Annotated in this window: 25 protein-coding genes and 1 pseudogene; 10 read left to right on the top strand and 16 right to left on the bottom strand. The window is 71.4% G+C overall.

The window, feature by feature from the left end; translation table 11 throughout:
* Positions 1–7: 7 nt before the first annotated feature.
* A pseudogene (locus ACSHWO_RS37360) lies at positions 8–197 on the bottom strand (IS5/IS1182 family transposase); the annotation flags it as partial.
* A gap of 193 nt (positions 198–390) precedes the next feature.
* Between ACSHWO_RS37360 and ACSHWO_RS37365 the strand changes: the two are divergent.
* Positions 391–573, top strand: a complete 183-nt coding sequence (locus tag ACSHWO_RS37365) for an SDR family oxidoreductase (protein WP_385848684.1) — start codon at positions 391–393, stop codon at positions 571–573.
* On the opposite strand, the gene ACSHWO_RS37370 is transcribed toward ACSHWO_RS37365, so the two are convergent.
* Entirely contained in the window at positions 540–1,136 is a 597-nt protein-coding gene (locus ACSHWO_RS37370) for a hypothetical protein (protein WP_385848685.1), read from the bottom strand. The genes ACSHWO_RS37365 and ACSHWO_RS37370 overlap by 34 nt on opposite strands.
* The gene (locus tag ACSHWO_RS37375) at positions 1,133–1,417 is read right to left on the bottom strand and encodes a hypothetical protein (RefSeq protein WP_438319715.1); all 285 of its coding nucleotides are present in this window, start codon (positions 1,415–1,417) and stop codon (positions 1,133–1,135) included. Before ACSHWO_RS37375 ends, ACSHWO_RS37370 begins: the two co-directional genes overlap by 4 nt.
* Positions 1,418–1,733: 316 nt before the next feature.
* Here ACSHWO_RS37375 and ACSHWO_RS37380 point away from each other — a divergent pair, with 316 nt between their 5' ends.
* Positions 1,734–2,306: a hypothetical protein gene (locus ACSHWO_RS37380; protein WP_438319716.1), complete on the top strand. Its 573-nt coding sequence runs from the start codon at positions 1,734–1,736 to the stop codon at positions 2,304–2,306.
* A gap of 318 nt (positions 2,307–2,624) precedes the next feature.
* Here the strand turns inward: ACSHWO_RS37380 and ACSHWO_RS37385 are convergent, their stop codons facing one another.
* The 5 genes from ACSHWO_RS37385 to ACSHWO_RS37405 all read right to left on the bottom strand — a co-directional run bounded on the left by ACSHWO_RS37385 (position 2,625) and on the right by ACSHWO_RS37405 (position 6,456).
* A complete protein-coding gene (locus tag ACSHWO_RS37385; RefSeq protein WP_361096224.1) occupies positions 2,625–2,930 on the bottom strand; it encodes a hypothetical protein in 306 nt (101 codons plus the stop codon).
* A 207-nt stretch (positions 2,931–3,137) separates the two neighbouring features.
* The gene (locus ACSHWO_RS37390; RefSeq protein WP_438319717.1) at positions 3,138–4,502 is read right to left on the bottom strand and encodes an alkaline phosphatase; all 1,365 of its coding nucleotides are present in this window, start codon (positions 4,500–4,502) and stop codon (positions 3,138–3,140) included.
* 267 nt (positions 4,503–4,769) lie between these two features.
* Complete coding sequence (locus tag ACSHWO_RS37395) at positions 4,770–4,910, bottom strand: hypothetical protein (RefSeq protein WP_385848689.1); 141 nt, start codon at positions 4,908–4,910, stop codon at positions 4,770–4,772.
* 249 nt (positions 4,911–5,159) lie between these two features.
* Complete coding sequence (locus ACSHWO_RS37400) at positions 5,160–5,327, bottom strand: hypothetical protein (RefSeq protein WP_438319718.1); 168 nt, start codon at positions 5,325–5,327, stop codon at positions 5,160–5,162.
* A 379-nt stretch (positions 5,328–5,706) separates the two neighbouring features.
* The gene (locus tag ACSHWO_RS37405) at positions 5,707–6,456 is read right to left on the bottom strand and encodes a hypothetical protein (RefSeq protein WP_438319719.1); all 750 of its coding nucleotides are present in this window, start codon (positions 6,454–6,456) and stop codon (positions 5,707–5,709) included.
* 635 nt (positions 6,457–7,091) lie between these two features.
* Between ACSHWO_RS37405 and ACSHWO_RS37410 the strand changes: the two genes are divergently transcribed.
* Together ACSHWO_RS37410 and ACSHWO_RS37415 are read left to right on the top strand one after the other, a co-directional pair.
* Positions 7,092–7,529, top strand: a complete 438-nt coding sequence (locus ACSHWO_RS37410) for a hypothetical protein (protein WP_438319720.1) — start codon at positions 7,092–7,094, stop codon at positions 7,527–7,529.
* 343 nt (positions 7,530–7,872) lie between these two features.
* Positions 7,873–8,268, top strand: coding sequence for a hypothetical protein (locus tag ACSHWO_RS37415; RefSeq protein ID WP_438319721.1), 396 nt, complete (start codon positions 7,873–7,875; stop codon positions 8,266–8,268).
* Positions 8,269–8,434: 166 nt separating this feature from the next.
* On the opposite strand, the gene ACSHWO_RS37420 is transcribed toward ACSHWO_RS37415, so the two are convergent.
* Positions 8,435–8,860, bottom strand: a complete 426-nt coding sequence (locus tag ACSHWO_RS37420; RefSeq protein WP_438319722.1) for a winged helix-turn-helix transcriptional regulator — start codon at positions 8,858–8,860, stop codon at positions 8,435–8,437.
* Between ACSHWO_RS37420 and ACSHWO_RS37425 the strand changes: the two genes are divergently transcribed.
* Positions 8,767–9,627: an NADPH-dependent F420 reductase gene (locus ACSHWO_RS37425; RefSeq protein ID WP_438319723.1), complete on the top strand. Its 861-nt coding sequence runs from the start codon at positions 8,767–8,769 to the stop codon at positions 9,625–9,627. The two genes, ACSHWO_RS37420 and ACSHWO_RS37425, sit on opposite strands and share 94 nt — an antisense overlap.
* A gap of 174 nt (positions 9,628–9,801) precedes the next feature.
* Here ACSHWO_RS37425 and ACSHWO_RS37430 read toward each other — a convergent pair whose 3' ends face one another.
* Positions 9,802–9,945, bottom strand: coding sequence for a hypothetical protein (locus ACSHWO_RS37430; RefSeq protein ID WP_438319724.1), 144 nt, complete (start codon positions 9,943–9,945; stop codon positions 9,802–9,804).
* A gap of 58 nt (positions 9,946–10,003) precedes the next feature.
* On the opposite strand from ACSHWO_RS37430, the gene ACSHWO_RS37435 reads away from it, so the two are divergent.
* Positions 10,004–10,390 (top strand): hypothetical protein, encoded by a 387-nt coding sequence (locus tag ACSHWO_RS37435; RefSeq protein WP_438319725.1) that lies wholly within the window; start codon positions 10,004–10,006, stop codon positions 10,388–10,390.
* An 83-nt stretch (positions 10,391–10,473) separates the two neighbouring features.
* Here ACSHWO_RS37435 and ACSHWO_RS37440 read toward each other — a convergent pair whose 3' ends face one another.
* Entirely contained in the window at positions 10,474–10,773 is a 300-nt protein-coding gene (locus tag ACSHWO_RS37440; RefSeq protein WP_404240497.1) for a hypothetical protein, read from the bottom strand.
* A 305-nt stretch (positions 10,774–11,078) separates the two neighbouring features.
* Between ACSHWO_RS37440 and ACSHWO_RS37445 the strand changes: the two genes are divergently transcribed.
* Complete coding sequence (locus ACSHWO_RS37445; protein ID WP_438319726.1) at positions 11,079–12,338, top strand: low temperature requirement protein A; 1,260 nt, start codon at positions 11,079–11,081, stop codon at positions 12,336–12,338.
* A gap of 124 nt (positions 12,339–12,462) precedes the next feature.
* On the opposite strand, the gene ACSHWO_RS37450 is transcribed toward ACSHWO_RS37445, so the two are convergent.
* A complete protein-coding gene (locus ACSHWO_RS37450; RefSeq protein ID WP_438319839.1) occupies positions 12,463–13,419 on the bottom strand; it encodes an ArsR/SmtB family transcription factor in 957 nt (318 codons plus the stop codon).
* An 85-nt stretch (positions 13,420–13,504) separates the two neighbouring features.
* Here ACSHWO_RS37450 and ACSHWO_RS37455 point away from each other — a divergent pair, with 85 nt between their 5' ends.
* A complete protein-coding gene (locus ACSHWO_RS37455) occupies positions 13,505–14,578 on the top strand; it encodes an alpha/beta hydrolase family protein (protein ID WP_438319727.1) in 1,074 nt (357 codons plus the stop codon).
* Positions 14,579–14,682: 104 nt separating this feature from the next.
* Here the strand turns inward: ACSHWO_RS37455 and ACSHWO_RS37460 are convergent, their stop codons facing one another.
* Positions 14,683–15,564 (bottom strand): AraC family transcriptional regulator, encoded by an 882-nt coding sequence (locus tag ACSHWO_RS37460; RefSeq protein WP_361096445.1) that lies wholly within the window; start codon positions 15,562–15,564, stop codon positions 14,683–14,685.
* A 365-nt stretch (positions 15,565–15,929) separates the two neighbouring features.
* Here ACSHWO_RS37460 and ACSHWO_RS37465 point away from each other — a divergent pair, with 365 nt between their 5' ends.
* Entirely contained in the window at positions 15,930–17,045 is a 1,116-nt protein-coding gene (locus ACSHWO_RS37465) for a serine hydrolase domain-containing protein (protein ID WP_438319728.1), read from the top strand.
* Between the two features lie 42 nt (positions 17,046–17,087).
* On the opposite strand, the gene ACSHWO_RS37470 is transcribed toward ACSHWO_RS37465, so the two are convergent.
* From ACSHWO_RS37470 to ACSHWO_RS37480, 3 genes are all read right to left on the bottom strand, one after another.
* Positions 17,088–17,840, bottom strand: a complete 753-nt coding sequence (locus ACSHWO_RS37470; RefSeq protein WP_438319729.1) for a hypothetical protein — start codon at positions 17,838–17,840, stop codon at positions 17,088–17,090.
* Between the two features lie 72 nt (positions 17,841–17,912).
* On the bottom strand, positions 17,913–19,883 hold the full coding sequence (locus tag ACSHWO_RS37475; protein ID WP_438319730.1) for a WD40 repeat domain-containing protein: 1,971 nt from the start codon (positions 19,881–19,883) through the stop codon (positions 17,913–17,915).
* A gap of 232 nt (positions 19,884–20,115) precedes the next feature.
* A complete protein-coding gene (locus tag ACSHWO_RS37480) occupies positions 20,116–20,496 on the bottom strand; it encodes a hypothetical protein (protein WP_438319731.1) in 381 nt (126 codons plus the stop codon).
* A 138-nt stretch (positions 20,497–20,634) separates the two neighbouring features.
* Here ACSHWO_RS37480 and ACSHWO_RS37485 point away from each other — a divergent pair, with 138 nt between their 5' ends.
* Positions 20,635–21,333 carry a hypothetical protein gene (locus ACSHWO_RS37485; RefSeq protein ID WP_438319732.1) on the top strand — a complete coding sequence of 233 codons (699 nt, stop codon included), beginning with the start codon at positions 20,635–20,637 and terminating at the stop codon, positions 21,331–21,333.
* Positions 21,334–22,017 lie beyond the last annotated feature (684 nt).

The raw sequence follows: 22,017 nt of genomic DNA on the forward strand, positions 1-22,017 counted from the left end.
AGATGGATCACTTGAGGCGTCGGGTGGTGGGGCGGCCGTCCCAGAGGTAGCGGCTCGTCGAGCGCCGAATGAGCATGCGGAGCGGCGAGGTAGAGGTGGAAGTCCACGACGCGTAGCCGGAGCCGTGGACCAGCGCGAGCACGATGTACTCGAAGACGGCCCGGTCCGGGACCGCAGGCACGAGCCCTCCGGGTGATCACAGGGCGTCAAGAACTCCACGATCCCTCAGGCTCGTGCCTGCCCTGCGTTCGGGCCCCCTGGGCTGCCCCACCCACCATTTGCCGGTCGGTCTGAAGCCGCCGCGCACCACTTGGTCCGGTCCCTCGCCGCTGCACTCGCCCCCGCGGCATCCGCGTCAACTCCGTCAGCCCCGGCTGCATCGACACCCCGATGTACCCTGCCGGCGCACTGAGCGCGGCGGAGGCGAAGGCACTGACCGACGGCATCGTCGCAGGCCGCTTCGGACGCCCAGAGGAGGTCGCGGCGGCCGTGGCGTTCCTCGCCTCGACCGCCGCGTCCTACGTCAACGGCCAGGTCCGCTATCGGGTGCTGGGGTCGGTGGGTCGCTTGTAGTACCGCCACGGGAACCATCCTGCGCCTACCGGAATCCAGCCTTCCGATTGCATCCGCCGGTGTCGCGCGAGGGAGGGGAGCGTGACCCGGCAGTGCTCCCAGGGCTGGCCGGAGGCTTCCACCTCGTGGAAGAAGGGGCCGTAGCCGACCATGTGCCAGCCGTCGCGGCCCGCCTCCTCCAGTGCGGCCATTTCGTTGAACGCGGTCAGACCGCTGAGGGTGCGGCGCTTCGGGGCGTTCGGTCCCTGGGCGGGCGGTGCCGACGGGCCCGAGTCGGCGGCCTTGCTCGCGAAGCGTTGCTGCGCGGCCTGGCGGCTCACTCCCAGGACGCGGCCCACGGTGTCCCAGCTGTGACCGGCGGCCCTGGCACCCTGGACGGCCTCGCGCAGCAGCCGGCTCGCCTCCTCGGCACCGACGCGCGAGGCGTCCAGCAGGCGCAGGTACCCGTGGGGGTCGTGTTCGAGCGAGTCGGCCAGCCCGTCGGGGGCGTCGAGGACGGCTGCGGCGATACCTTCCCGGATCCGGTCCATCTCCGCCGGGTGGAGCAGCGGTGCGTCACTCATCGGCGCGCTCCGGCAAGGGGTTCGAGGGCGTCGAGGACCGCCTCTTCGCGGCGCGCCCGTTCGGCGGAGTCGCGGGCCGCCGCGCGGGCGGCGAGGCCGGCCGTGCACGCGATGAGCGCGAGGCCCACGGCGAACAGGGCGACGGTGGCGGACGTGCCGAACCGGTCGCCGAACATCACCGACACGGCCGGCAGGGCCACGGCGAGCGGCAGTGTGGCGGCCGTGGACGCGGTGGCGGGAGAGGGGTCCCGGTGCCGGTCCTTTGTGCGCAAGATCAACATGTGTCAAGGAAACCTTGACACGGCCGACTTGTCAAGAATTCCTTGACGCCCACGTCCGGCGTCCCGCGGGGCCGCAATGCCCCTGGTGTCAGTCGCCTCCGCCGCCCCCGCACGACGAGCCTCCGCCGCAGGGGCCCCATCTCCGCAGGGCCGAGCTGACCTCGACGTCATGCCGCCCCGTGGAACGCCGCCGCCGCTGCGCTGCCCGGCCGCCGAACGCGCTACCGCGCCAGACCTGGAAGAGCCCCCAGGCGGGGCCTGGTTTCGGCGGAGGCGGCCGCGGGGCGGTCGGCGCGCTTCAGTACCGTTCCTCCCCATGGAAGATCAGCGGCATCAGGCTGGGACCGGCGTCCGACTGGACAGCGAGCAGACCGCCGTGCCCGGCGCCACCACGGTCGAGCGGACCGCGCCGGAGACGACCGTGTATGCGTGCGCTGCCTGCGGCGCTGCCCTGACGGTGCCGCTGAAGCGTCTGCCAGCGGTGCCCGAGGCTCCCGACCACGCCTGGTGGGAGGCGGAGGAAACGGGCCCGTCGCCGGCCACTGTGCCGTCCGGCTGCTACGCGATCGAGACGGAGCCGTACGGCCCGCCTCTCGTCGTTGCCGAGGAGCCCGGCCCGGTGATGCCACGTCACGGAACTCGCTACGACGTCGATGGGCGGCCACTGGTCTCTCAGGGACCGCGAGGCAATATCGTCATGAACCCCGACGACTGCCGCGGTTTGACGACGCGGCACGCCTCCGCCGCATGCTGCGGGGCGACTCCCGACGGGGGCCTGAACCAGGTCTGCGCCTGCGGGACACTGGTCGCGACGCTCTGCTCCGACTGCTGCCTGCCCTATGAGCTGCACCTCTCACCCGACCACGTGCAGGCCTTGTCGTCCCCCTGACCCCGCACCGGACGTCGGCCGGACTCTTGCCTCATTCGCCGACCGGGCCCCCGAAGGGGCTCCCGCCCCCAGCCCAGAGCGAGGGAGCGTCCCCGAATCCGGCCCTTGGGTGCACGATCGGCCGGGCGAACCGCGGCGCCGGTCCGGAGCCGAGCTCCGGCGCCGGCGCTGCGGAAATCCAGCGCGATACCAGGTCCAGCCAAAGGTCTCACGAGCGCGAGCACGAGCACGCGCACGCGCACGCGTCACGAGTGCACGGCCCGCGGTCGCCACTGGTCTGCGGTCAATCGCGGGACCCGCTGAGCCCGGGTCGGACGGCTACTTCTTCCAGTCGACCGACGTGGCCATGAGCGCGTACTGGCCGCACTCGCCGCCGAACGCCCAGTGCCCGCGGCCGACCCACTTGCCGTAGATGACCTTGCCGTTGCCGCACTCGGTCGTGGCGCGCGCCTGGCCGGAAGTGACGGTGCAGGAGGCAGTCCACTTGTGGCTGTTCTGCTGCCAGTTCGTGCAGCGGTACCCGGGGCCTGCGGCGCTCGCCATTCCCGGAAGTGCGACGACCATCCCGCCGGCGAGCGCTGCCGTGGCCACGGCGGCGCCGATGCGGCGTACTGCGTGCTTCATTCTTCTCCCCGATGCTGCCCGCTGAAGACGCCCGGTACGGGACACAGCGAGCAAAACTCCCGTACCGGCGGGTAAGGGTACGAGGCGCCTTGATCATTTAACAAGTTCGTGACGTGCGGCGACGCCGGTGAGTGCGCCTTCGCGGACGACCTGCAGAGGGAAGGGGGAGTCCGTGACCGGACTCCCCCTTCCCTCCGTTCGACGTGTTCAGCGCAGGCGGAGCGCCTCGCTGATCGTGGTGAACAGGTCGGTCTGGTTCGTGACGCCGAGGACCCGGTACGCCTGGGGGCCCTGGGCGGCGATGCGGACCTGCACGCCGGTGTGCTCCTGGGACTGGCCCGGGGTGTTGGTCGAGTAGTTGACCTTCAGCTGCTGGCCCTCGTTGGTGACCAGGGTGGAGGAGAGGCCGGGCGGGGTCGCCTCGAGCGGGACGATCTGGCTTGTGTGGCCGTGGTCGGCGGTGGTGACGACGAGGGTGTCGGGGTGCTTGGCGGCGTAGTCGCGGGCGACCTTCACCGCGCGGTCGAAGGCGGCCGTCTCGCCGATCTGGCCGCAGGGGTCGGCGGCGTGGTCCTGCTTGTCGATCGAGGCGCCCTCGATCTGGAGGAAGAAGCCCTGCTTGGAGTGCTTCCGCTTCTGCTTGGCCTCCAGCAGCTCGATCGCCTTCGTGGCGGAGTCGGCGAGGCTCGGGGTCGTCGCCGGACGGCCCGGGTTGGAGGTGCTGCACCGCTGCGGGTCCGTGCCACCGACCGCGGCCGGCTTGCCGGTCCACTCCACCGGCACGTTGCCCGCGGCGAACAGGCCGAGCACCGGCTGGCCGGGCTTCACGCCCTGCAGGCCGGCGTTGTCGGTGACCACCTGGTAGCCGAGCTTCTGCGCCTGCTCGGTGACGGTGAGGCCCTTGTAGGCGCCGTCGGTGACCTTCTGGTCGAACCGCTTCCTGCCCCCGCCGAACAGGACGTCGACCTTGTGGTTGACCGACTGCTCCGCGATGGAGCCGGGGCCGCCGGCCGCGATGGCGTCGGTGGGGCACTTGGCCATGTCGGCCGGGCCCTGGCAGGAGCGGTCCGTGGCGTGGGAGGCCAGGACGGCCGGGGTGGCGTCGGTCAGCTCGGCGGTGGTGACGCTACCGGTGGCGTAGCCCTTCTTCTGGGCCAGCTCCAGAAGAGTCGGGACGGCCTTGTCGGTGCCGGGGGTCTTGGAGATCCGGCCGTTGACCGTCTTCACGCCGGTGGCCCAGCCGCTGCCGCTGGCCGCGGAGTCGGTGACGTAGTCGGGCGTGCCGTCCTCGTGGACCGCGTAGGTGGTGTAGGCGCCGGCCAGCGGGAACCTGTCCATGTTCAGGCGGCCGTTGGCGCCCACCGTGTAGTCGCGGGCGAGGGTGATCTCCGAGTCGCCCATGCCGTCGCCGATGAGCAGGATGACGTTCTTCGCCTTCCCGCTCTGGATCGCCCCGCTCGCCTGCTGCGCGGTGTCGGACGCGCCGGCGGTGGTCGTGACGGCCGCGGCTGCCGCGGTCGCGGCGACCAGGGCAGTGGCGATCGTGAGGTGTCGGCGGGTGGGCCTGCGCATGGATACGACTCCTTGGAGCGTCTGGCGTGGGGAAGCGGTCGTCAACGGAGGACAGACCACCAGCTGACAGCGAATGGCAGGTGAACAGTCGGTCGTACCGGGCTTTCCTGAGCATGCACGCATGGCGGCTACACACGTCGTTCCGTCCGGAATCGGCCCATCGCTCCGGCTCTGCCGCTCTCGTCTCCCCACGCCGGGCCGGCGGCCCCCTGGCGGTCGTCATCAAACGCACCAGGGCCAGGGCGGAGACCGTCGGGCTCAGGTGGCTCAGGAGTGGACGACGCCCTGGGTGGCGTAGCCGTTGCCGTCCCAGTCGCCGACGACCGGGGTGTCGCCGGCGCTGCCGTAGGTGGTGCTGGTGACGCTGCCGGCGTCGTGCCGGAAGTAGAAGGTGCGGTTGCCCGGCATGTAGACACCGATGTTGGTGAGGCCGGTGTGGTCCCAGTCGCCGGTGCCCCGGGATGCTGTTGGCGTTGCCGAACAGGGGGGTGGCTGAGCGGCGTGGCAGCGGCAGGAACGCCCGCGCGGTCCGCCAGGCCCCGAAGAGCTCGCCGGGCACCCACGCCCACTCGGTCGGCAACTCGGCGAGCCAGGCAGGACCCGGTCCGCGGACGCCAACGCCGCCTGGTCTGTGCGCCCCCGGCCGTCACCAGCCTGCTACTTCCCTGAAAGGGCGTCATCGGCAGGGGCCGCGTGGTCACGGTCGACCAGCACCACGATTTCCACCGGTTCCAGCGGGCGGGGTGGCACCATCCGCTCCAGGTGGGTGCGATCGACGTCGGCGGTTGTCAGGTGCTCGGCCTTGAACGGGACCAGGGTGACCACTCAATCAGGCACCGCGGCGAGCGGGACGGGCTGATCAGGTCTATCCGGTCACGCTCGAGGCCGACGGGGCGGGAACGGTGGTGATGCGATGGACCATCCCGCCCCATGACCTGCGTGACGAGGACGAGTGGTGAGGCCCGTGACACGAGCTGCGGGATCAGACGGTTGAGCCGGGCGGGTCGGCGTCCACCACGCCGGCAGTGTAGGCACCGATGACCTGCCGTGCAGCGGTTGCCTCGTGCTGCGCCCTTCGGCGGCCCGTTCGTTGATCTTGCTCGCGCAGAGGAACGCCCGGCACCCGGCCGTACGAACAACCGCGCCCGAGGTGATCAGCGCCTGCTGCGGCGCGGGGGCCAGTGCAGGCCCGAACCGGCATGCCCTACCGGGTGCACGCGGCGCCCGCGGGCGCCCACGCCGAGGAAGCCTGAGTGCCGAGCGCCCGGACCTGGAAGCACTGCGGCTCCCCGGGGTTGAGGTCGGCCCATTGATAGCTCGTGTGGTTGGGCCCCACGCGCCGCCTGTTCTGGTTGCTGGTGTTGCGGATCTCGTATCCCGTTTCGTCGGCAGAGGAGTCCTGCCATTCGACGAGGATATGGCGCAAGCCCGTCATGCGATCCGCCGATTGCCTGGTGGCCGTCACGTCCGAAGGGGCCAGCGGTGGCGTGACGACATGCGTCACGGAGAACCGTGCCACGGCGCGGTCGAACGAGTTCCTGCCGCCCACCGGAATGGTGAAACGATGCGTTTCGTCCTTGGAGATGGCTGCGGGCCCGACGGACACACCCGCTATGCGGTTGGTGCGGTCGCAGGAGCCCGACCGAAACAGCTGCATCCGCATGGTGACGTCGACCTCTTCGTCGTTCATTTTCGGAGCAATGGTCAGCTCGGCCAGTGTCTGGTCACCTGCGCATGCCGACACGACGTAGGGCTCCGGGTCGGCGTGGTGCCTGATTCTGAACACTTTGTGGAACGCGCGCGTGTATGCCTGTGACTGCCGGTTGGAGAACCCGGGATCGTAGTCAACGCGCAGCGACCCCCCGACAACGACGACGTGGGTCGTGAACGCTTCGGCCGGCTCCATCATCCCCAGAAGGGGGACGGGGGCAATCAGAACTGCCGTCGCCATCAAGCGTCCGAGTCTCATGGCAACCTCGCGGTCATCAGGGCCCTGTCACCTGGGCGCCGCATCACCCCGACGACGGGCTTTCCCCCGGTTCCCTCACGACCACCATCGCACCGCGGTGGCACCCGTGCATCCCCGGCACCGGTGGTGGGACTCGGACCTCTGAGCACAGCGGCTGAAATGCGGCTGAAAGGCCTCGGTCGATTCATGGTCGTGGCCCTGGTAAGACCGCCCGTCAGTCCGTCCCTGGCTCCTCGGCATCGCCCGCACCTGGTCAGGAGCCCCTCCCGGGAGCACGCCGCCGGACGAGCCCACGCCGGCGTCCAGCCCACCAGCGTTCCCATCAGCGACGACGGCCGGGCGGAGGTCATCGACTACGCCCCGACCCGCCACCCCGACGCGCGCGGCCAGTGCCCGTCGCGGCGGTCTGGTTGTTGGGGAGTGCTTACGGCGATGCTCCAGCCAGTCGAGCATCAGCCTCAGCGTGAGGTCGTTTCGGCATATCAGCCCGACGACCGTGCGGTTTCGGACGTGTCCAATCCCGGAACCGGACATGCCACAGCACGGTTGGGCCCGTCTTCCCCAACGGTGGTCACGATGGGGCCGCGGACCCGTAGGACCCATGAGAGGGGATGGTACGCGTGCGGACAAGACTTGGAACCACTGTCGCGGCGGTCGTTCTGGTCGTGGCTTCCCTCCTGGGCGGAGCCACAACAGCCACCGCCTCCGTTCGGGGAGCCACCGGCTACAACGTGATCGAGTGCCCGCTTTCGGTATGGCAGGGCGGCGATGACCTCTGCATGATGGCCTATACGGGGTCCAAGTGGTACACGGGTGACTGGGTCGCACTGCACTACACGGGGGGCTACAAGTCCGCCTGGGCGAACGGCTACACCCCTGTCAATGTCGATTTCAACATCACCGTGACGAGCGCAGGGTCATGGGCGTTCAGCCCCTGGAAACGCGGAGGCACAGGGGTAGGGGCCTCCGCAGGGCCGGTCGGTGTCTACTCGGACCCCGTCTGGGCGCGTCTCAGGTACGCGAACGGCTACGAGCTTTGGTTGCAGGGCGTCGGCTGACTCTTGTCGCAGGCGCGGGGCGTCGTAACCCGTCGTGCTGCCTCCACTGCCCGCGCGCGAGAGCGCGGGCAGTGGAGGCAGCCCACGAGCAGCAGCTGAACACGACGGTCGCCCGCTACGGCCCTGACGATCTGCTCTGCAGCGACAAGCTCGGCCACATGCAGCTCGACCGCGCCGGCGCCGAGCTGCTCTCCCGGGTCCTCACCGGGCGTAAGGGGAGAACGGCGTCACCAGCACCTCCAACTGGCCGTTCGGTACAGCGCACACGTTCCGGCAGCCCGTGCCAGTCGGTGCCGAGAGTTCACGGGTTCCGGCAGCAAGACGGATATCGCATGATCGAACGATGCTGGTCGAGCTGGTGAAGATCGCAAAGTTTTCCTGGAGCCCCTGGCTGGCCCGGATACGGACCCCGTTCGGAGGGACCACGGTCCGCTGGTGCGGTGACCAGGCCGCGGAGCCGGGCAAGTACCACGTCGAGTGGACGGTCGACGAGGGCATCGCCAGGGGGCGGAACGCGAAACCGGCTGTCGACTCCGGCCCGGGAGTCCGGGCTGACGGGCACTGTGTCGTCCTGCGTGGACGGCTGAACCTCACAGCGGATGGGGCCGCCGTTCTGGACTTGGACGCCACTGTGATCCTGCTGGATCTCGCTGGACCGATACCCCAAGATGTCACCGATACGTGGGTCGAGCTCTTCATCGAGCGCGAGAAAATCAGTCTCCACCCCTACGAACTCTGACCAGGGATCGGCTTCTGTCCGTCTCCCACTGCGACAACCGGTGCTGCGGATCATCCGCAGAGAGACAGGGAAGTTGCGGCCGGGCGTCGCCCGGCCTTCGTTGTTTTGGTGAGGGTGTGATTGCTGTGGGGCCGGGGTTCCGGCCCGACGGGCCCGGTCCTGCCGGCTAGCTCCGGTGCAGGCGATCTTCCCGGGGCGCGAAGCGGGCCTGGGACGCCAGGACGGCTTCGGTGTAGCGTCCCGCCCACGCGCCCATCGCACGGATCGGTCCCAGCAGCGCGAGGCCCGCCTCGGTGAGGGCGTAGTCGACGCGTGGTGGGGCCTCGGCATACGCCTGGCGTACGACCAGGCCGTTGTACTCAAGGCGGCGCAGGGCTTCGTTGAGGACCTTGGGGCTGATCCCGCCGATGCGAGTGATCAGCGCGCGGGGCCTCATGGGTCCACTCTCGCCGAGTATGTACACGATCACGCTGTCCCAGCGGTTCGACAGTACTTCGAATGCCACCCTCGCCTGGCAGTCCGCAGCGTACTGGCCGCCGCCCAGGTCCTCGCCCAGGCCTTGTTCGTCTGCCTCTACCGCCGCGTCGCTCATCCGATCATCCTGCCCCGCCCGATGCAGACCATGTGGTGTGCATCGGCGCGCCTAGCGTCCTTTCCGTCACACCTCGCACATCCAGCGACACTGACGACAGGAGCAAGCACATGCGCATCGGCATTCTCGGTACGGGGGCGATGGCCACGGCCCTCGGCGCGGCCTGGGTACGCGCCGGCCATCACGTTCGAGTGGGCGGTCGGGACACCGAGGCGGCCTCCCGCACCGCCCGGCTCACCGGCGCCTCCGAGCACGGCGGCCTCGCCGAGGCCGCGGCCCACGGGGAAGTGGTATTGACGGCCTTGCCGGCGGACGTCGCACCGCAGTTGGCCATGGAACTGGCCCCCGTGCTCGCCGGGCGGACGGTGATCGACTGCACCGTTCCCATGTCACCGGGCACGGACGGCCCGGTCCTCACCACGGCCGGCGCCACCTCCGTCGCCCGGCTCATCGCGGACGCCGCCCCCGGCGCCCATGTGGTGAAGGCGTTCGGGGTGTGCCACGAGAGCATCTGGACCCTGGATAGGCCGACCTTCGAAGGGGCTCCGCTGGCGGTGCCGTTCTGCACCGACGAGCCGGGCGCCGCCACGCGGGTGGCGGAGGTCATCACTTCCATGAACTGCTCGCCTCTGCCCTGCGGCGGGCTCGATCGTGCTGCCCTGCTGGAGGCCACCGCCGTCTTTGCCGTCGGCGTCTGGTGGTCGGGCGCCGAGGCCCGCTTCGCGTTCCCGGCCCCGGCGCTGGCTCCGGGGGCCGTTGACGACTAGCCAGGACTTGGCCGGCCGATCCCGCGTGGACGACGGCCGCGCCTCGTCAGCCAGGGCGGGCCGGACGGTCGCGCGGAGGCACTCCGCCCCTGGGGCATCGAGGGGTGCACACGTGCCCGTGCAGGTCAGAAGGAAGTGCCTCTGTCGGGCACATGAGACAGGACGGCGCGTCTCTCAGTGGTCGCCGTACTGGCGGTAGTGCTTGAACACGTCATCCCTTTCCGTCTTCCACGTCCAGTTCGGCACGTCACCCCGGCGAAAGGGCTCCGTCTTGGCGAGCACCTCGAACTGCCGAACGAGGGCCGTCGGACTACTCACGGTGTGGTTGAGTAGGCGCGCTCTACCTCCGGGCGGGGCAGTGGCGGAGTCTTCCCCCATGCGCCTCACACACCTGAAACCCGTTCCGTTCGTCCTGCTGTTCGTCCTGTCGGCTGCGGCATGGGCCGCCTGGCTGGGCTGGGACCAGCACCGGGACGTGCACGCCGACGGCTCGGTCAGCGGCCCGTACGCGGCCTGGCAGGTGATCGGGCTCGTGCTGACGCTGCTGGTACCGGTGTGCTGGGCGGCGTCCCGGCGCCACGTCGCGGCCGGCGTGCTCGCCACCACGGCCGGCCTGACCACCGCCGCGGGCTGTGACTGGTCGGACGACGGCAGCGGCCTCTTCGTCATCGGCGTGGGCATGGTCCTGGCCGGAAGTCTGGTGGTGACCACCGCGGTCTCCGCCCTGATCGGCGCTCTCACGCGCGACAGCCGCAGCAGGTGACCAACGGGCTGGCCGCCCCCGGCCGGCACCGGCATACCAGGCGGCCGGTGCCGCCGCGCCCAGCTGCGGTCCCCCGCTCCGTCTCATGCCCGGAGGGTGTCGTGCGTGGAGCGTGCGGCCAGTTGACCCTGGACGTACGGGTCGGCCTCCGGGGCGTACGGGCCGCCGTGTGTCGTGAGGTGTTCCTCGATGCGCTCCCACTCGGCCAGAACGGCCGGGGCCGCGCCCTCCTCGCGGGCCGCGCGCAACGCGTCCTCGGCCTGGTGGTGACGCATGCCGGTGGCCTCGGCCCGAACCCGGTCGCGGACCGCCCGCTCGCCCGGGGCGGGATCGTGCGGCTCGTGTGCCGCCTCGACGGCAGCGTCGTCCGGATGCCCGATCACGGTGCTGCTCCCCTCTCTCGGTACGACCAATGCCCTTTCTCCTGCCCGGCCGTGGCACGATCACACGACGCGGACGGCGCGAACGGTACGGCCCGGCGCGCCGGCCGGCGACAACCGCGGCCGAGCCCCTGGCGCGCGGGCTCGTACGCCGCCGAGACGGTCCCCGAGGCGAACGATCCGCCTCCCCCGATGCCCGGATGGTGGACCGACTTGCCGGACTACGGGGGCGACTTCACAACAAAGCCCCCGCGCTTCTGGCGACGGGAAGTGGACAGGGCCCCGGCGGCGCTGCTGGGGTGGCCGTCATGCCGCTGCAGCAGTTCACCGGAGCCGAGGAAGAGGCGGACCGCCGGGTCACCACCCTCGAGCTCTTCTTCGACCTCGTATTCGTCTTCACCCTCACCCAGTTGACTGTGCTCCTCGCACACGACCTGACCTTCGCGACCGCCGGCCGGGTCGCCCTGATCTTCGTCGTGCTGTTCTGGATGTACGGCGCCTACGCCTACCTCACCAACCAGGTCCCACCCGACCGGCCCGCGCGCCGCCTGCTCCTCCTGCTCGGCATGGGCGGCTTCCTGGTGTGCGCCCTCGCCGTCCCGCGGGCTTTCGGGGACGCGGCCGCCGGCACGGTCTTCGGACTCGGCTACCTGCTCGTGGTCCTGGTACACAGCGCCCTGTACACGCGCAGCCACGGCCGCGACGTCATCTGGTACGCCATACCCAACTCCGCCGCGGCCCTGTCCATCACCGCCGCCGGACCGGCCGAGGGGATCGCCGCCGAAGGCCTGTGGGTGCTGGCTCTCGTGCTCCAGTTCGTCACCCCCTACATCTCCCAGTACCGACCCGGCCGCCGCGACGGCCGCACCCCCGACGACCTGCGCGTCCAGCTCGGCGGCATAGACGCGGCGCACTTCGTCGAACGCCACGGCCTGCTGCTCATCGTCGCCTTCGGCGAGTCCGTCATCGCCATCGCCATCGGCATCGGCATCGGCGACCTCCCCCTGACCCCCGGCATCTTCGGGGGCACCTTCCTCGCGCTCGCCCTCGCGGCCGCGCTCTGGTGGACGTACTTCGTACGCGACGAGCACGCCGCCGAGGCGGTCTTCCGCCGGACCGCACCCCCCGACCGGTTCCGGCTGGCGATGAACGCCTTCTACTACTGCTTCCTGCCCATGCTGCTCGGCATCGCCGCCCTGGCCGCCGGCATCAAGAAGGTCCTCGGACACCTCGGCGAGCCCCTGGCCACAGCCCCCACCGTCGCCCTCGCGGGAGGCGTCGCCCTCTTCCTCGCGGGCGAGACGGCCTTCCGCGCCGCCCTCAAGCTGGCCCCGCTGCGCTTCCGGGCCGTGACGGCGCTGCTCGCGGTCGCGACCGTACCGGTCGGACTGCGGCACTCCGGACTGGCCCAGCTGATCGCCCTGGTGGTCCTGGTCGTCGCGATGCTGGTGGTCGAGCACCGCAGCCTCCCCAAGGCCGCCCACCCCGAGAGCGACAGCCGGGCTCCGGACGGCGACGGCAGCGCGGACGGCGTCCCGGCGGCTCCGTCCGGGCGAAAAGGCGGCTAACCCGGCCGCGAACCCGGCCCGCCGCGGGCCTGCTGCGCGGCCCGCGTAGGTGAGGTCCACACATGGCCCCCGTCGCACGACACCGCCTTCGAGCACGGGGAACAGGGAGCCTCCGTCCCGTGGGTCAGCTGCCCGCAATCAGCGTGCCGAGGGCCGTGCGCTGGTGGGTGACCGAGCGGCCCGTGCGGGTCGTCCTCACCATGCCTGCCGATCTGAGCGCCGCCGCGTGGGACGACGCCGTCGCGTTGCTGACGTGGAGGGCGCGGGCCAGGGACGTCGTGGTGTGAGGCTCGGCGAGGAGGCGCAGGGCTTCGAGCCGGGTGCGGCCCAGGACGGCGGCCAGGGTCTCGGCGGGGACGGCCGGGCGCCCCGCAGTGGGCGGGAGCCCGGGACCGGCTGGGTACGTCAGGACTGCGGGACGGCCCGGGGTGTCCTGAAGGAGTGGGCCCGCCGGGTGGTGGAAGGTGGGCAGCAGGACCAGGCCGCGCCCGTCGAGGCGGACGTCGTGGTCGGGCGCTGCGCCGGGCCACTCCCACACACCCTCGTGGAGTCGGCTACCCGGGGCCAGCCCGGTCAGCGTGGCGGCCACGCCGTGCTCGGCGACGGTCAGGGCGTAGCGTGCGAACTCCTCGCGGTGCAGGTCCTGTACGACGGACCAGACCGGGGCGAGGACCCTCCCGTACGCGGCCTGCTGGGCGCGGTGCAGGGTGCGCCAGGCCGTCTCGTCGCCCGCGTGCAGCCCGCGGATCCAGCCGGGCGCGGGCACCGCCCCGTAGACCCGCTCCAGCTCGGAGCGGACGAGACCGGGGCTGGTGGCGCGGATCTGTTCGAAGCCGTCGGCCATGGTGTCGCCGAGGACGTCGAGGAAGGAGGGCGGGCGGCCCGCCGGAACCAGGTCGGCGAGCGGGTCGGCTGCGGCCGGGAGGGAGCGCAGGACGCGGCCGCGCCACGGCGCGAGCAGGGGCCCACCGCGTCGGGTCACGGCCGTCGTCAGGGCGGCGTGCAGTTCCTGGAGCGGGGCCGGGCGGGGTGCGAAGCGGATCCGGGCGAAGTCCTCGGCGGTGAAGTGGATTCGCAGCACGCTCACAGCTCCTCGTCCTGGGCCAGCCTTTCGGCCTGGGCCTGAACCTTCGCATCGTGACGGCCCCCGCCCCGAGGATGTTCGCATGACGTCTCGACGCACTCTTCTGAAAGGCACCCTGTTCGGGAGCGCCGCCGCCCTGCTGCCCACGGCCGCGTCCGCCTCCGGTGGCGGCTCGGTCCTCCGGCTGCCCGCGCCCACCGGCCCGTACCCGGTAGGCATGCAGACGGTCCATCTGACGGATCCGGCCCGTACCGACCCGTGGGTGGGCGGCGTGCGGGAGGTGATGCTGACCGTCCTGTACCCGGCCCGGTCGGTACGCGGCTTCTCCCGCGCGCCCCAGCTCACCCCGGCCGAGGCCGGGGTGTTCGCCCAGTACGCGCCGGGTCGCCACCCGGGGCTGCCGGGGCCGGGGGCGGTGGACTGGGGCGCGGTCCTCACCCACGGGTACGCGGGCGCGCCGCCGCTGCCCGGGCGGCGGCCGGTGCTGGTGTACTCACCGGGCGGCGGTGACTCCCGCACGCTCGGCACGACCCTCGCCGAGGACCTGGCGAGCCACGGCCGAGCGGTCATCCTCGTCGACCACCCCGGTGACGCTTCTCAGGTGGAGCTGCCCACCGGGATGCGGACGACCGTCCTGATCGGACCGCCGGACCCGGCGACCTTCCGCACGATGGTGGAGACCCGGATCGCGGACCTCCGCCTGGTCCTGGACAGGCTCGGCGACCTGCCGCTCGCACCGGTCATGGATTCCTGCCGGATCGGGTTGTACGGGCACTCCGCAGGCGGCACGGCGGCGGTGTACGCGGCCCGCCACGACCGCCGGGTCGGTGCGGTGGCGAACCTGGAAGGCTATCTCGACCTGTACCCGCCGCCGGTCGGCCTCGACCGGCCGCTGCTGCTGTTCCGCACCGACGGATTCGAGGGCGCCGCCCGCATCGAGTCCTCCTGGGCCGACCTGCCCGGCCGACGCGCGCTGCTCACCGATGCCAACCACTGGGCGTTCACCGACTACGGCTCGCTCGTCGCGCCGCTCCGGACCGCCGGCCTTGTGACGGCGACGACGCGGGCCGCGCTCGTCGGCACCGGCGACCCGGTGGTGACCCTCACGGAGGTACGACGCCGGGTGGGGACCTTCTTCGCCCACCACCTGTCGTAGCGGGACCACGAGGAGGCGGGCAGCGGTGCTGTGAGCTGCGTCAGGTCTTCGTCGGTAGACGGTCGGCGGATTCCGCGCGGAGGGCACCGTCCAGGGGTCCGCGCTCACGCCCCGGCGCTCCCGCCGACCCGCTCGACCGGGATCCACAGCTGGGAGTCGGTCTCTGCACCGATCTCCACCGGCCGCGTCCGCAGGAGCTCCGGACCTGCCCGGCTCGTGTACGGGTTCGAGGGGAACCACTGTGTGAACACGTCTCGCCACAGCCCCTGGAGGCCGCTCGGAAAGGGCCCGTGGTCGTCGAAGACCGCCCACGTCCCGGCCCGCACGTCGAGGGCGTCGAGGCCCTCGGCCGCCACCCCGGGACCGGTCACCACGCCGATCCAGTAGTCCGCCTCGGCGCCCTCTTCCCGGCTGTCGGTCAGATACACCACCGCCGACAGGATCCCGTCCGGCTCCTGGCCGGCCAGCTCCTTCATCCGTACGATGTCCTGCTCGTCGAGGCTCTCCAGGTGCGCCGCGGCGGCCGCGTTGACCCCCTCGTGTACGAGCGGGAGCCGGGCCTTCCTGCCGACGACGCGAAACGACTCCTTCTCCACGATCCGGTAGCGCATGGTCGTGCTCCCTTCGACGACGACACGGAAGGACATGCGCGGCTGCGCGGTGAGCACCGCACCCGTGCGCCGGGCCTCGCCCGGCCCGATACCGTGCACCGATCGGAACGCCCGGGCGAACGCCTCGCCCGAGCCGTACCCGTACCGGACCGCGATATCGAGCAGCGTCAGGTCCCGGGCCAGCACCTCGGCCCCGGCGAGCGTCATGCGTCGCCGACGCACGTAGACCGGGAGCGGTATCCCGGCGAGCGCGGAGAACAACCGCCGGAAGTGGTACTCCGACACCGCGGCGATCCGGGCCACCTCGGCCATGTCGAGCTCCCCGTCGAGGCAGGCCTCCAGGTGGTCCAGCGCCTGATTCAGCCGCTCCAGCACGCGTGTCCGTCCTTCCTTCTTGCGTCCCCGGCAGGAACGCTCGCCCTGCCGAACAGCCGCACGCAGCCGCACCCAGCCGCAGGAGCCACAGCGGCCGACACCCGAACCCGAAGCCGGAGCCGCTCGCCGCGCGCGGCGCCTTGGCGGCGGTCATCGGCGCTGCGGTCCCGGGCGCCGACCGGGCCATCGACCGGCCCCCGGGGCGGCGACGCGAGCGGTCGACCGAGAGGTCCGGCTCCGGCGGCCCGACCGCGCGGCATCAGGCCGCCTTGCTGGAGTAGAGAAGACCTGATCGCGCCCCACCCGACGAAACCAGTGCGGGAATTGTCGGGCAGGAAGCCCAGGCGTGACCTGAGGCTTACGCCATGAACGATGTTAAGGGGTTCTGCGATCCGCGGTTCGAAGCAGTCCGGGCGGCCCTCGCAGCTTTGCTCCGCCAGGACGACGTGGGCGCCTCAGCGGCCGTCTACATCGGCGGCGAGCCAGTGGTCGACATGTGGGGCGGGTACGCCGATGCAGACCGTTCCGTCAGCTGGGAGCGCGACACCATCGTCGGCGTGAACTCGACCAGTAAGAACATGACCGCCCTGTGCGCGCTGATCCTGGCCGACCGGGGCGAGCTCGACCTGTCTGCGCCGGTCGCCGCCTACTGGCCCGAGTTCGCCGCGGCCGGCAAGCAGAACGTGCTGGTGCGGCACGTGCTGTCCCACACCGCAGGGCTGCCGGACCTGTCCGGGCCGAGGGCGGTCGAGGAGCTGTACGACTGGGAGAGCGTGACGGCGGCACTGGCCGCGCAAGCGCCCGAATGGGAGCCGGGAACCGCCGCCGGCTATCACGCCCTCACCTTCGGGTTCCTCGTGGGTGAGATCGTCCGCCGCATAACCGGCCGCAGTCTCGGCGAGTTCTTCGCCGAAGAGGTGGCCGGGCCGCTGGGCGCGGACTTCCACATCGGGCTCTCCACCGAACATGACCACCGCGTCGCACCGCTCATCCCCCCGCCGTCACTGACCGACGAGTACGCTGCCAGCGCACCGCCCGGACCGGATGGCACCCGCCGGGACAACGCTTGTGTGGCGATCCGGGTCAAGGACGCCAACTCCGTGGCGTGGCGCCGTGCGCAGATCCCTGCGGTCAATGGCTTCGGTAACGCCCGCTCCGTCGCGCTGGCTCAGTCGGTACTGGCGAACCGGGGTTCGGCCGGCGGGGTGCGGCTGCTGTCCCCCCGGGGTTGCGAGCCCGCGCGGCAGGAGGTGTTCCGCGGCGAGGACCGGGTGCTGGGGGCACCGATGTGCTGGACGGCGGGTTTCGGCAAGTTCGGCAACACCTTCGGCTGGGGCGGCTGGGGCGGCTCGCTGGTGGCGAGCGATCCCGACTCGCGTATGACGGTGGCCTATGTCATGAACCAGATGATCGACCGGGACCAGCAGGAGGACAACCGCGGGATGGAGATCATCATGGCCGCCTACAGCGGACTGCACTGACAGGCCACGGGCGGTCCGGACCCGCGCAGGCCGCCCGCCAGGTCACCCGTGGAAACGCACCCTGATCAGGTAGCAGTCGTCGGGAAGACCGAGCAGGTACTCGTCGGCGAACTCGACGTACGAGTCCCCGTAGGTTTCCGGCCGTTCGGTGAAGACGTCCGCGCCGGCCTCGAGCCACTGCCCGTCCAGGGTGAGGAGGTGGTCCGTCGTGTTCACCAGGGAGCGCGCCCGGCGGACATGGGCATCCTCCGGATCCGCGAACTGCGCGACCGGATCCCACATTCCAGCAGCGAGGGCGAGGACGTGAGGCTGGCCCTCGACGGCCCGGATGACTTCCTGTTCCTCGAACCGTCCACGGAAACGGGCGTCCGGGCCCGGCCCGTGTGCGGCGTTGAATTCCCGACGGAGTTCCTCCATCGTGCGTGCTGGAGGGAAGGCCCGGGCGAACTCGTGCCATGTCCTCCACTCGTCCCGTGCCTTCGCCGCCGCCAGGCCGCGACGTGTGTCGAGGTCGAGCAGCCGCCGCGGCCCTCCGTCGCAGAGCGACGGAGGAAGCGGCTGGCGGCGGGAGTGAGCGGGTGCGTTGTCCTCGACCCGGATCAGGCGGGGGTCGGTCTCCGCCCCGGGCCGGACCGCGAACGGCTTACCGCGGCCGAGGCCCCACGCGTCCCACTGCCCCTGCCAGGGGTCGTGGTCCCCGTTCATGTCGAACGGGGCCATCGCTCGCGCGACCTCGTCGTGGATCGCTTCCACGTCCGTGGGCGGGAGGCAGACCGTGATCACCTCGTGGGCCATTCAGAACTCTTTCTCGGACGGGCAGGCCCGATGGGGACACCGGGCCCGCCCAGCCGGCTGGAGCCGGCTCGCCTACTCCTCTCCCGGCCGCAGTGCACAGTGCTTCTCCAGCTCCGCGGCCGCCCACTTGATCGACGGCAGCGGATCGTCGTGCAGATGGCGCAGGGCGGGCAGCACGGCCCGCACCGCGGCCCGGTTCTCCGCGCTGTCACAGTCGGCGATGTCCGCGATGAGCAGCAGCAGGGTGGGACGGGCCCGGTTGTCGGGGTCGGTCATCAGCTCCGCCAGGAACGGCACCGCGGGTGCCGCCGCGGTCAGCCCCGAGCTCTTGGAGACCAACAGCCGGTAGAGGTCGTGGACCGCGTCCATGGCGGTCTTCTTGTGGTCGGACGCCACCTTGCCGATCAGGCCGGGCACCGCGTGGGCAGGACCGCGTGCGGACCAGTACGAACCCCAGTCCACGTCGTCCAGACGCAGCTGGAGTTCGCGGTGCGGCCAGAGCCTTGCCGTATCGAGGCGCAGCGCCACCGGGCGGCCGGACTGTCCGGTGACGTAGAGCGTGCCGTCGCTCTCCAGGACCATGTCCGTGATACCGGTGCCGAGCGGGAGCCGGGCCACGGCGCCGGAGCCCAGGTCCCAGATGCGGACCAGCCCGTCCGCCCAGGCACAGGCCACGGCGGGGCCGGTGGCCAGGCATGAGGCCGTGAGCGCGGTGACCGCGGTGCGCCGTCGGTCGAACGGGAGCGGCCGCGGGTCGCGGTCCGTGCGCCAGTAGCGCAGCACACCGTGGGCGTCGCCGCTGACCACGGCCCGGTGGGCGTCGTCGGGCCGGACGCAGGCGAGGGCGGTCACCGGGGCACGGTGCAGCGGCTTGCTGACGGCTGCGGAGGGCCCGTCTGCGACCACCTCGGCGGTGGACTCCCACACGTGGACGCGGCCTTCGGCGTCGCCCGCGGCGGCCAGGGTGCCGTCCTCGTCGAGGGCGGTGGCAGTGGTGGTGGCGGTGCGGTCAGGCAGGGCGTGGAGCGCGGCGGGGGCGGTGGCGGCGGCCGGGGAGATGCCGGTGGATTCCACCCGCCAGCGCCCGCGGTCGTCGGTGTCGCCGTCTGCGAGCGCGAACGGCCCGAGCACCTCCAGGGGTTCGGGGACCTCGCTGGGCGGGTTGACGTCCTCCTCGGTCCAGGCGATCCCCAGCGTCTCGACGACCTGGAGCAGCGCCTCGCGGGTCCGGCCGTGGATCACCAGCGCGAAGCCGGCGCCCGGTCCGCGGCCGTGGGCGATGAGCGCGTCCGGCCCGCCGTACATCAGCGCGTCGCAGCCCAGCTCCTGCCACGGCAGCAGTCCCAGCTCCCGGTAGGAGGCCGTCAACCGTTCCACGACCGCCGGTGCGGCCTCGACGTCGGCGCGGCGCACCTTGAGGGTCCAGCCGTAGGTGCCGGGCAGCCGTTCCAGGGCCAGTTGGAGGAAGAACTCCGACAGCGACCGGCTCTGCAGCTGCCAGCCGCCGCCCGTGCTGACCAGCACCCGGGGATCGGGGTGGGCGGCTTCGGCGGCGAGGTAGCCCCACTGGTTGCAGTACTGGTACTCGGACATGAAGACGCATATCCGCCGGTCGGGGGCGTCCGGCGGCAGCAACGGGCTGTCCTTGGGCAGCCCGTCGGCCCGCGCCGGGTCCAAGATCGTGTCGTCCTCGGCGTCTTCGTCGTAGGCGTCTTCGTAGGGGTCCTCGGCGGAGTCCCGCTCGCCGTACTCGTCGACCCAGATGCTCGGCGGCCACTGGGTGTGCGTCCAGTACAGCCGTGGCCGGAACGAGAAGGAGTTGACGGGGGAGTCCCACCATTCGGCGAGCGCCGCGGGGATGGGCAGGCTCTCGTCGATGCCGTAGCCGGAGTTCTCCCCGCCCCACCGGGAAGCGACCGGCTCGCCTCCCGGGTCCTCGTACCCCCACTCGCGCTGTACTGCGTCGAGCAGCTCCCATCGGGGGCGACCCTGTTGCTGCCGGAGGCGCTCCGCGAACTGTCCGTAGTCGATGATCTGTGCCACGCGGGCATCGTACGGGTGTTCCGGTGGGGCGGGCGCTCGTGAACGCCCGGGCGCCGCTGGCGACGGAGGCCGTGTGATCGGTGCGGGACGCGGCCTTCGCCGCTCGGGGGCCGCGCCCTGCTGCGGTTGCGTGTGGAGACGCCGGTGCCGAACCCGGCGCGTTGCGCGACGAGGTCGACCGGCCAGTCGGGGGTCTCCGGGTAGTGGCGTGCCAGGTCGACACGCTGGCGGATCAGCCATCGGCCGGGGGATGGCGCCGGTCTCGTCGCGGAAGCGGCGCGTGAAGATGGCAAGGGGCGCTGGACGTACGGGGCCTGCCCGCCGTCGCGCCAGGGTGGCGCCACGCACAACCGGGCGACGTCGTTGCGATCCCGCTGGCGTGGTCGCGGCGGACGAGGCGCAGGCAGAGATCGAGCCCGGCGGCGACGCCGGAGGAGGTGAGGACGTCACCGTCGTCGACGAACAGCACGTCGGGGTCGCTGCGGGTGGTGGCCAGGGCGTCGGGCGGCGAGGCGGGCAGGCGGCCCTCTTCGCGGATGGGGCCGAGTGCGGGGGAGGGCGGGAGGACGCCGGTGTCGACTCCGGCCAGCAACTCGGAGCGGTCGTCCCCCACATAGGCACGCCGGTTCTGGGGGGAACATGTCCCAGCGGGCGTTCACGACCGGACGGTACTCCTGGGTGGCCCGGGGATACCGCGGCCAGGCAAAGACCCGCGCAGTAGGGATCGTCCCTGGACGAGGCACCTAGTGCTGTGACCGGAAAGGTTCACCGCCTCGCGACGCCCGGCACGGCACCTCGCCGCGTTGTCGGACCGCGCAAGTACGTCCAGTACGAGCCGCGGCCCTCCGCCTTGCGATGCACCGCACCGGACGCCGCGAGCCGGCAAACCTTTCCGGCCACAGCACTAGACCGTCTCTTCGGATCACGGACCGGCATACTGGGCGTCATCCAACGGCTGGAAGCAGACATCGTGCAATTCGACATATTTCGCATCGGCGCATGCCTCGCGACTGCCACCGTGACGGCATTCGCCCCGTCCGCTTGCGGGACAGCCGAACCTGCCCCCACTCCGAAGGCCGTCACTCATGCCGAACTGGTCGGCCGGTGGGACGGGGAGGGGGAATGCGGATCGCCGATCATCCGGCTACGCGACGACTACACCTTCTCCAGCAAGGACTTCCCGGTCCAGTGGGACGGTCCCGGGCCGGACTCGCAGGTGACACGTCGTTCAAGCGACGGGAAATGGCACGGGGTCAACAACGACCCGGGCCTGAGGCCTTATCTCGTGCTCAGTTTCAAGAATCACAACGACCACCAATTTCTGGCGTTCTACCTTGAGCACGGAAAGCTGTGGATGGACGGGACTGTCCACGCCGACGGCGGGGACCCCTATCCCTACACCTGCCACTACCAACGCACTTCCGCCGACCCTGAGGCGGATGACCGGTGACCGACACCCCGCCCAAGACCGGGAGGACACCGTGGGCCGACGTCACCCGAGCAGTTGACCGAGATCACCGCCTCGGCACTCGGGCCAGGTGAGCAGCCGCGGCTGCGGCTCCGCGGCATCGACGCCGCCGTACTCGCCGTGTCCCACGGGGCGCGCGCCTCTTCCCGGAGCGCGGTGACGGAAGCGCCGGGCAGGGCCTCGGGCAGACTTCCACGAAGGCCTGCACCACACCGAAGTCGTACAGGGCGCCGCTCCGGGCCGCGCGGGGAGGCACCTGCGTAGTGCCCCCCCTGTTCTCGGCCATCGCGCGGCTGCCACGCGCCGATGCCCGGGCAGATGCGTGGGCAGGCGGTGATGCCGACACGGATTTCCGCGTCTACGACCACATGGTCGAGCTGGCGCCGGGCCGTCGCGACCTGGTGCTCTTCCTGGACTGGCACGGCGACGGGCACGACTTCCAGCGCCACGACTACACCGCTCTCTCCGACCGTGCATTGCTGCCTTCGGTCAGTCGCCGGTGCTGGGCCGGTTGTTCTGGCCGTGGGCCAGGACTGTCCCTCTCGGATGCCCACTGCGGCGGCGGGTGCCCGCCGCCACGGACACGTCGAGGCGTTCGACGTGCCGAGCTCGTGCGCCAGCTCGAGGAGGTGGGCCAGGTCATCGACCGCGAGGACCTGGCCCACC

It is taken from the genome of Streptomyces pallidus (ex Mingjun et al. 2026), from assembly GCF_051550185.1.
GTDB lineage: Bacteria > Actinomycetota > Actinomycetes > Streptomycetales > Streptomycetaceae > Streptomyces.